The following is a 9,226-nucleotide window of genomic DNA, read 5'->3' as shown; positions in this document are numbered from 1 at the left end:
CGCCGGCGCCGGGGGGCGGGGGGCCGTCCCCGGACGCCGCCGCGGGGCGCGGAACCGTGCTCTGGGACACGGGCGGACCTCTTCTCCTGCGTGTCGTGTGCGGTGGTGCTCCCGTCCGCCGGGCGGTGGCGCACCCGTGACCGGCGGACACCGCCCCGTCTCCGGGTGCGGTGTCCGCCGGGCGCGCCGGGGGACGTCCGGCGGGGGACCGGCCGGCGGGCCGGGTGCGGTCAGGCTTCGTCCTCCAGCAGCTCCAGGTACCACTCGCGCAATTCGTCACCGCCGTTGCGGCGCCACTCGGCGACCGCGTTCTGCATGTCGCTGATGGAGGCGCGACCGCGCGTCACGTCGTCCTCGAGATCCTCGAAGGCGTCGCCGAGGTTGGCGAAGCGGTCGGGCTCCTGGATCTGCCGGCCGTAGAAGAGCGGCTCGCGCACGTGGGGCATCTGCCGCTGGTGCCACCCGCACTTGTCCTCCACCACCCGGGGCTGGTCGGGGTGGGCGACGGCGGCCTCGGGGGAGGCGATGAAGACGTAGGTCTCGGGCTGGACCTCGACGGTGCCCTGCTCCGTGCGGACCGGCACGCCGTCCTCGACGGTGTAGTGGGTCCGCTCGATGCCGTAGTTGCGCAACCGGTTCTCGTAGGTGCCGTAGGGGGCCGCGCAGAGATTGGCCAGTTCCAGGGCGTCGCGGATCCGGTCCTCGGAGAGGTTGCGGTTGACGAAGGTCCAGATGTTGGCGCCGTTGCCCGCCCAGATGACGGGGTCGCCGCCGTCGTGGGAGAAGAAGTCCATGGCGTTGATCCGGAAGTCCGGGTTGCCGCCGGTGACCTGCTCGCTCACCAGGCCGTGCCACATGCCCTCGCCCTGGGCGAGCATCAGGGTCTCGCCGGCGGCGAAACGGCTCTGGGCGTCGCCCTGGGCCGCCACGGAGTCCGGGTGGACGACACCGGCCTCGAAGAGCTTGCGGCTCCACTCCAGGGCCTCGAGGTAGGCGTCCTCCTCATTGCGGTGGATCAGGGTGTCGCCCTCGCGGCGCCAGTACTGGGGGCGCGAGGGGAGGACGCCGAAGTAGACGAAGGCGGCCCATTTGAAGTCGTCGCAGGCCCAGACGCGGTTGCGGGCGGAGGTGATGTCCTCGGCGAAGTCGAGGAACTCGTCGAGGGAGCCGGGCGGGGTCCAGCCGTTGGCCTCGAAGATGTCCTCGCGGTAGAAGGGCACCACACCGCCGATCACCGGCTGCGGCATCGGCAGGCCGCGCAGGGCGCCGCCGAAGATGGACGCCTGCCAGGCGGGGGTGGGGATCGCCGCGAGGTTCGGGTAGTCCAGGACCGCGTCACCGGACAGGTGGGGGCCCAGGTCGGCGAAACGCTGCTCGATGGCCCGGGGTATCTGTCCGCGCAGTTCCCAGCCGGGGACGCAGACCAGGTCGGGGATGTCGCTGCCGGCGAGCACCGTGCCCAGCTTCTCGCCGTAGGTGTTGCCGTCCTGGGTCTGCCAGGTGACGGTCAGGCCGACCCGCTCGTCCATGGTCGTCCAGTACTCGTTGCCGGCCCGCGGCGGAGTGCCCCACAGGGGGGTCATGGCGGTCAGTTCCCCGCCGCTGCCCTTGGGCTCGGGGACGGACACCCCCAGGTCGTCGACCTCGATGTAGCGATGGTAGCCGGGAACGGAGCCGTCGACGGAGGGGATGTCCGGCTCGACCGCCATCCCGGACGGCCGGTGGGTCGGAAGGATCTGCCGAGCCTGCTCCTCGGTGACCCGGCCCTCGCCACCGCCGCCTCCACCGCCGTTGCCGCCCGAGCCACAGGCCGTCAGAAGGGGGACGCCGCCCACGCCCGCCGCTGCGGCGACGGCGGTGGAGGCGAGGAACGATCTCCGACTGGGCGCGGAGGAGGTCTTGGGCATGGCGTCAACCCTTCAGAGCGTCATTGCTGATACCGCGCAGGACCCGGACCGGCACGGTGGTCGAAGCGCTTCGATGTTGCGCAGAGGTTAAGTCGGCGCAGCAGGCAGCACAAGAGATGTCCCCAAGAAATCTCATGGCCGCACGGAAACACACGTCCCTGTCGCCACGTCTCGCCCCACGGTCGACACCCGGAAGGTGCCGTCCGGTGTCTTGACATTCGCGTCGCGAGCGGTTGAGCATCGAAGCGCTTCAATGATCCGGTTCGGCGGGTCCGCCCGATTCCGCGCCCCGCCCCGCGCCGGGCCGCGGTCGGCGGGGCCGCCGCCGCGGCGAGAGGAACCTTCCCCGTGACTTCCGAGCAGCTTCCGTTCCGTGACCCGCGCCGGGAGGACGGGGAACGGGCCGCCGACCTGCTGGGGCGCCTGACGCCCGAGGAGCGGCTGTCCATGCTGCACCAGTTCGCCCCGGCGGTGGAGCGACTGGGAGTCGCGGCCTTCCGCACCGGACAGGAGGCGCTGCACGGTGTCGCCTGGATGGGCCCCGCCACCGTCTTCCCGCAGGCCGTCGGCCTGGGGGCGACCTGGGACGAGGAACTGCTGCGGGAGATCGGCGAGGCGGTGGGACGGGAGCTGCTGGCCATGCGGAGCCGTGACCCCCGGGTGGGCCGGAACGTCTGGTCCCCCACCGTCAACCTGCTGCGCCATCCGCTGTGGGGCCGCAACGAGGAGGGGTACTCCGAGGACCCGCGACTGACCGCCGCCCTGGCGACCGGCTACACCCGGGGATTGCGCGGGGACCACCCCGACCGGTGGCGCACCGCCCCGATCCTCAAGCACTGGCTGGCCCACAACCACGAGACCGACCGCGACACCGCCTCCACCTCCGTGCCGCCCCGAACGCTGCACGAGTACGAGCTCCCCGCCTTCCGGGGCCCGGTGCGCGCCGGCGCGGTGGCGGGGGTGATGCCCGCGTACAACCTGGTCAACGGCCGACCCAATCACCTCTCCCCCCTGCTGGAGACGGAGCTGCGGACCTGGACCGACCTGCCCCTGGTGGTCTGCTCCGACGCCGGCGCCCCGACCAACATCGCCGGCTCCGAGGCCTACCACCCCGACCACGCCTCGGGGCTGGCCGCCGCCCTGCGGGCCGGCGTGGACAGCTTCACCGACCACGGCGAGGACGGCGGCCCCACCCTGGAGCGGCTGCGCGAGGCCCTGGAGCGCGGCCTGATCGAACAACGCCACATCGACACGGCCCTGCTGCGCCTGCTGGGGATGCGGGTGCGGCTGGGCGAGTTCGACCCGGACGGCGGCCCGTTCGCCGATCCGGCGGAGCACGCCTTCGACACCCCCGCCCACCGGGCGCTGGCGCTGCGGGCGGCGGAGGCGGCGATCGTGCTGCTGCGCAACGAACCGCCGGTCACCGACGGGGAGGGGGCGGGCACCCCGATGCTGCCGCTGCCCGCCGGAAGCCGGATCGCGGTGGTCGGACTCCTGGCCGACGAGTGCAAGCTCGACTGGTACAGCGGCACGCTGCTGCACCGCTCCACCCCGCTGGACGGGCTGCGGGACCACCCCGGCATCGCCTCCGTGACGTACGCCGAGGGCACGGACCGGGTGCGGCTGCGCTGCGCGGACGGCTGGGTCACCGTGCCCGGCGCGTCCACCGGGCCCACCGACGGTCCCGAGGCCGCCGACGCCGGGGCGCTGGACCCGGCGCTGCTGCGCGGACGCACCGACCTGCCGCCCCTGGCCGTCGGCCCCCGGGAGGGGGCGCGGGACCTGCACCTGGTCGACTGGGGCGGGGGCGCGCTGACCCTGCGGGCCGGCTCCGGCGCGGCGGGCCGGTATCTCTCGGTGGCCGAGGACGGTCTGGTGCGGGCCTCGGCCCGGCAGCCGGGCGGGTGGGTGGTACAGGAGGTCTTCACCGCCGAGCCGATCGGAGCGGGGCCGGACGCCGAGCCGGTCGGTGCCGGGCCCGGGGACGCCGGACCGGTGCTGCTGCGACACCGGGGCACCGGCAGGCCGTTGGTCGCGGCCCCGGAGGGACTGCGGGTGGCCGGTGAGGGGGAGGAGCCCACCCCCTTCACCGTCGAGGTCGTCGCCCGGGGCACCGAGGAGGTGGCCGCCGCGGCGGCCGGCGCGGACGCCGTGGTCGTGGTGGCGGGCAACGATCCGCACATCAACGGCCGGGAGACCGAGGACCGGGTGACCCTGGCCCTCCCGGAGCAGCAGGACCGGTTGTGGCGGGCGGCCCGGGCCGTCAACCCGCGCACCGTGCTGGTGCTCTCCTCCTCCTACCCCTACGCGGTGACGGAGGCGGCCGCCGAACTGCCGGCCCTGCTGTGGACGGCGCACGGCGGCCAGGCGGCCGGCACGGCGCTGGCCCGGGTGCTGTGCGGGGACGTCTCCCCCGCCGGTCGACTCCCGCAGACCTGGTACGCCTCCGACGCGGACCTGCCGGATCTGCTCGACTACGACGTGATCGGCTCCCGCCTCACCTATCTGTACCACCCGGGTGAACCGCTGTTCCCCTTCGGCCACGGTCTGTCCTACACCTCCTTCGGGCACCGGGAGCCCACCGTGGCCCCGATCGCGGTCGGCGCCGGCGGGACGCTGCGGGTCGAGGTCACGGTGGTCAACACCGGTGACCGGGCCGGCGAGGAGGTCGTCCAGCTCTACACCCGGGCCCTGCCCCCGGGCGGGGACGACGGGCCGGGGCCGGCCCGTCCGCTGCGTGCCCTGGCCGCCCACCGGAGGCTGCGGCTGGAGGCGGGCGAGTCCCGGCGCATCGCGCTGGAGGCACCGGTCGAGGAGGCGCTCGGCCTGTGGGACCCGGCCCGGGGTCGCCTGCGGGTGCCGGCCGGCCGGTACGCGGTGGAGGTCGGGGCCTCCTCGCGCGACATCCGCGCCGCGGTGGAGGTGGAGGTGGTCGGGGAGCCGGCGGCACCCCGGCCGGTCGTGACGGCGGGCCTGGCGGCGGCCGACGCCGACGCGTCGGAGGGTGTCGAGTTGGTGGACCGCGACCGGGAGAGCGGTGACGCCGCCACGCCCCGGGACCCGGCGACGCCGGCCCGGCTGCTGTACCGCGCCTGCGACCTCGGAGCGGCGGGCGCCCCGACGGTGACGGTCACCCTGACGGTCACGGCCGAGGGGGAGCCGGGCCGGGTGGAGTTGCGGGTGGTCGGCGCGGGGTCCGTGGACCTCCCGGTGCCGGCCGGCGCCGACCGTTACGACCACCGACGGGTCACCGCGGAGCTGCCGCTGCCCGAGGGGGGCGACGGCCCGGTGGATCTGGAGGTGATCCTGCACGGGCGGGTGCGGTTCGCCGCGCTGGAGTGCGGGGGCACGAGGGGTGGTGCCGCCGGCGCCGCGTGACCGGTGTGCCCGGCGCCGTCCCCCGGAGGGTTCGCCCTCCTGCTCCGGGGCGGCGGCCGGCGGGGAACGAGCGACGGTGCCGGGCCCGAACGGATCACGGTTCGGACCCGGCACCGTCCCCGGTCACCGAGCCGGACCCACCCCCGGGTCCGGCCGGCGACCCCGGCTCAGTCCTCCGGGGTGAGCAGGCCCCGTCGGTAGGCGGGGACGAGGTTGCGCGGCACCAGGTACTCGCGCCCCTCGATGGTCAGCGGCACCAGGTCCGGCGGGGTCGCCTTCCACTGCGCCCGGCGGTGACGGGTGTTGCTGCGGGACATCTTGCGCTTGGGAACGGCCATGCCGCGCAGCCTACACGAAAACGATTGTCAGAAGCCCGGGGGGAGGAGGCCCTCCCCCCGGGTCCTCACAGCTCCAGGCCGGTCAACACCATGACGCGCTCGTAGGTGTAGTCCTCCATCGCGAACCGCACTCCCTCCCGGCCCACACCGGACTCCTTGACCCCGCCGTAGGGCATCTGGTCGGCGCGGTAGGAGGGCACGTCACCGATGACCACGCCCCCCACCTCCAGCGCCCGGTGGGCCCGGAACGCCGCCTGCACGTCGTGGGTGAACACCCCCGCCTGGAGGCCGTACTTCGAGTCGTTGGCGACGGCGAACGCCTCCTGCTCGTCCCGCACCCGGGTCACCGACATCACCGGGCCGAAGACCTCCTCGCAGCCCAGGCGCGAGTCCGCCGGGACGTTCTCCAGCACCGCGGGGGCCACCGTCGCGCCGTCCTGGGTCCCCCCGGTGAGGAGCTTCGCGCCCCCGTCGACCGCCTCCCGCACCCAGGACTCCACCCGGCGGGCGGCGTTCTCGTCGATCAGCGGACCCACCTGCGTGGCCGGGTCCATCGGGTCGCCGGTGGGAAGCTCCTCCACCGCCGCAACCAGCCGCGGCAGCAGTCGGTCGTACACCGACTCGTGCACGATCGCGCGCTGCACCGAGATGCAGGACTGGCCGCCCTGGTAGTTGGAGAAGGTGGCGATCCGCCGCGCGGCCCACTCCAGGTCCTCCTCCGTGGACCAGTCGGCGAGCACGATCGCGGCCCCGTTGCCGCCCAGCTCCAGGGTGACCCGCTTGCGCGGCACCGAGTCCAGGATCGACCAACCCACCGCGGCCGACCCGGTGAAGGAGATGATCGGCAACCGCTCGTCGCGCACCAGCTCCGGCATCGCCTCGTTGGGCACGGGCAGCACGCTCCAGGCCCCCTCCGGCAGGTCGGTCTCCGCCAGCAGCTCCCCCAGCAACAGCGCGGAGAGCGGGGTGGCGGGGGCGGGCTTGAGGAGGATGGGGGTACCGACCGCGATCGCCGGGGCCACCTTGTGCGCGCACAGGTTCAGCGGGAAGTTGAACGGCGCGATGCCCAGCACCGGGCCGTACGGCACCCGCCGGGTCAGGGCCAGCCGTCCGGTGCCTCCGGGATCGCTGTCCAACCGCTGGGCGGTGCCGCCGTTGAAGCGCCGCGCCTCGTCCGAGGCCCAGCGGAAGACCGACCGGCACCGGCCCACCTCGCCACGCGCCCAGGTGATCGGCTTGCCGTTCTCCGCCGAGATGAGGCGGGCGATCTCCTCGGCGCGCTCCTCGATCCGGGCGCCCACGTGGTCCAGGGCGGCGGCACGGACGTGGGCGGGGCCGGCCGCGAAGGCGGGAGCGACCCGCACCGCCGCCTCGATCGCCGCCTCGACCTGCTCGGCGGTGGGCACGCTCACCTCCCCGACGACGGAGCCGTCGCGGGGGGAGGTCACGGTGAGGGTCTCCCCGCCCGTGGCGGGGCCGCCGGCGAGCCAGAACGGGTGAGGGGAAGTCGTGGTGGTCATCGCGCGAACGCCCTTCCGGTCGGCGGGAGTCGATGCGGGGGCACGGGGCACCCCGGGAGCCGGGTCCGTCGGAACGGCCCCGGCGGGGAATCGCCGGGCAACGCCGGGCCCCCGGCCCACGGTAGGGGCGCCGCCCCGCTCCCATCCTTGTCCGACGCGGCGCACTCCGCACGGCGGGCACGCCGATTCGGCGGGTACGGGCGGCGGGCGACCGGGGGTCCGCCCCGACCGGGGGCCCCGGCTCCGGACCCGGGGCTCAGGAAGCCCGGGAGCGCCCGGTCGGAGCCGCGCCGTCCCCGCCGCGGTCGGGATCGGGACCCGGACCACCCTCCGCGTCGGCGACCTTCAGCGCCAACCACAGCTCCATCCGCACGTCCGGGTCGTCCAGACCTCGCCCCAGAATCTCCTCCACCCGCCGCATCCGGTACCGCAGGGTGTGGCGGTGCACCCCGAGGTCGGCGGCGGCCGCGTCCCACTGGCCGTGCCGGGCCAACCAGGCGCGCAGGGAGGCGACCAGGTCGCCGCGCCCCCGCGCGTCGTGCTCCCGCAGCGGCCGCAACCGGGACTCCGCGAAACCGCGCGCCGCCTCGTCGGAGAGCAGTTCCGCCATGGAACCGTCCACCACCTCGTCGTGCTCCGCGCAGGCCCGGCCCCTCCGCCGGGCCACCACCAGGGCGCGCCGCGCGCGGCGCCGGGCGACGGGCACCTCCCGCGCGGTCACCGGGTCGGAGAGCCCCACCGTCAACGGACCGGCCGGATCCTCCGGGGACCGCGCCGCGGCCCGGCAGACCGCGAGCGCGGCACCGGAGTCCGCGCACAACAGCAGGGTGCCCTCCTCCTCCACGGCGCTCAGCACCGCCTCGCCGGCCCGGGCCGCCGCGGCCTCGGCGGCGGCCACCAGGCGGTCCGCCTCCGGGGACGCGATCACCGGGACGGCGCTCCCGTCCGCCCCCACCGTCGCGGTACCGGGGTGATCGGGCCCCCGGACCGCGACCACGCGCAGCGGGCCCTCCAACAGGGCGCCGAAGACCCCGGAGGCCACCGCCGCCGCGTGTCCGTGCTCCCCGGCGAGCAGCAGGCGCAGCACGGCACCCCCCAGTCGGCGTTCCCCGGCCCGGACGGAGCGCGAGCGATCGGTGAGCAGGGTCAGCACGGCGACCGCCGACTGAACCGCGTACCGGCCGACGGGGTCCGGGGGGCCGTCGGTGCCGATCGCCAACACCGCTCCGGGCGGTTCGGCGTTGCCCAGCGAGTGCAGCTCCACCCGATCGGCCGGTGGTGCGCCGGGGGCATCCTCTTCCGTCGGGGGGGCCACCGGCTCCGGATCGCCGGCGCCCGTGGGCCGCACGTCCGTCCCGCGCCGTGGTGTCCCCTCCTCCTCCGTGGCACCGGGGCCGGCGTCCAGCACGGCGCTGGAGGGCGCCGCGCGACCGGCCAACCGCCGCACCTCCGCGCCGAGGCGTGCGGCCCGCCGCTCCGCCCACGGGGGTGCCACGGCCACCGGCGCCCCGGAGAGATCGTGCAGCGCGGCCCAGCCGTCGAGTCGATGGGCCAGCCGCGCCAGGACCCCGCGCGCGCCGTCCGGACCGGACGCGGCCCGGGTGAGCTCCCGTTGGGCGGCGAACCCGGCGGTGGTGGTCCGGTACTGCTCGGCGGCCAGGGCCGCGGAGACCACCTTGGAGATGGCGATGAAGGGCGTGGGGCGGGGCACCTCCAGCAGGGGCAGCCCCTCCTCCCCGCAGGCCGTCACCAGCCCGGGCGGGGTGGTCGGGTGGTGGATCCCCGGTCCGAACCCGAGACCGACGACGCCGGCGGCGCACAGTCTGCGCACGTACTCCCGGATGCCGTCCGGATCGTCCACCGGCACTTTCAGGCCGGTGGTCAGCAGCAGCTCCCCGCCCTCCAGGTAGGGCACCGGATCGGCCAGTTCGCTGACGTGCGCCCACCGCACCGGGACGTCCAGCCGATCGCCGCCGGTCAGGGGGCGGAGGCCGAGGGCGGGGTGCCGCGCCAGCGAGGCGAGCGTCGGAAACATGCTGGTCCTCGAACGCGGGGACGTGCCGGATGGCCGGGAGGGGGATCC

The 9,226-nt window shown here is 75.4% G+C and carries 5 protein-coding genes; 1 reads left to right on the top strand and 4 read right to left on the bottom strand.

Going from position 1 to position 9,226, the window contains the following annotated elements:
* Positions 1 to 230: 230 nt before the first annotated feature.
* Positions 231 to 1,907, bottom strand: coding sequence for an extracellular solute-binding protein (locus FOE67_RS08545; protein ID WP_182662123.1), 1,677 nt, complete (start codon positions 1,905 to 1,907; stop codon positions 231 to 233).
* Between the two features lie 348 nt (positions 1,908 to 2,255).
* Here FOE67_RS08545 and FOE67_RS08540 point away from each other — a divergent pair, with 348 nt between their 5' ends.
* Positions 2,256 to 5,285, top strand: coding sequence for a glycoside hydrolase family 3 C-terminal domain-containing protein (locus FOE67_RS08540; RefSeq protein ID WP_182662121.1), 3,030 nt, complete (start codon positions 2,256 to 2,258; stop codon positions 5,283 to 5,285).
* Between the two features lie 167 nt (positions 5,286 to 5,452).
* Here the strand turns inward: FOE67_RS08540 and rpmF are convergent, their stop codons facing one another.
* From rpmF to FOE67_RS08525, 3 genes are all read right to left on the bottom strand, one after another.
* Positions 5,453 to 5,623, bottom strand: a complete 171-nt coding sequence (gene rpmF / locus FOE67_RS08535) for a 50S ribosomal protein L32 (RefSeq protein WP_182608229.1) — start codon at positions 5,621 to 5,623, stop codon at positions 5,453 to 5,455.
* A gap of 65 nt (positions 5,624 to 5,688) precedes the next feature.
* Positions 5,689 to 7,143 carry an aldehyde dehydrogenase family protein gene (locus FOE67_RS08530; protein ID WP_182662119.1) on the bottom strand — a complete coding sequence of 485 codons (1,455 nt, stop codon included), beginning with the start codon at positions 7,141 to 7,143 and terminating at the stop codon, positions 5,689 to 5,691.
* Positions 7,144 to 7,399: 256 nt separating this feature from the next.
* Positions 7,400 to 9,178: a PucR family transcriptional regulator gene (locus FOE67_RS08525; protein ID WP_182662117.1), complete on the bottom strand. Its 1,779-nt coding sequence runs from the start codon at positions 9,176 to 9,178 to the stop codon at positions 7,400 to 7,402.
* Positions 9,179 to 9,226 lie beyond the last annotated feature (48 nt).

The sequence above is a fragment of the Streptomyces calidiresistens genome (genome assembly GCF_014141525.1).
Lineage (GTDB): Bacteria > Actinomycetota > Actinomycetes > Streptomycetales > Streptomycetaceae > Streptomyces > Streptomyces calidiresistens.
The sequence above is the reverse complement of the archived record's forward strand: the minus strand, read 5'-3'. Positions and strand labels throughout refer to the sequence as shown.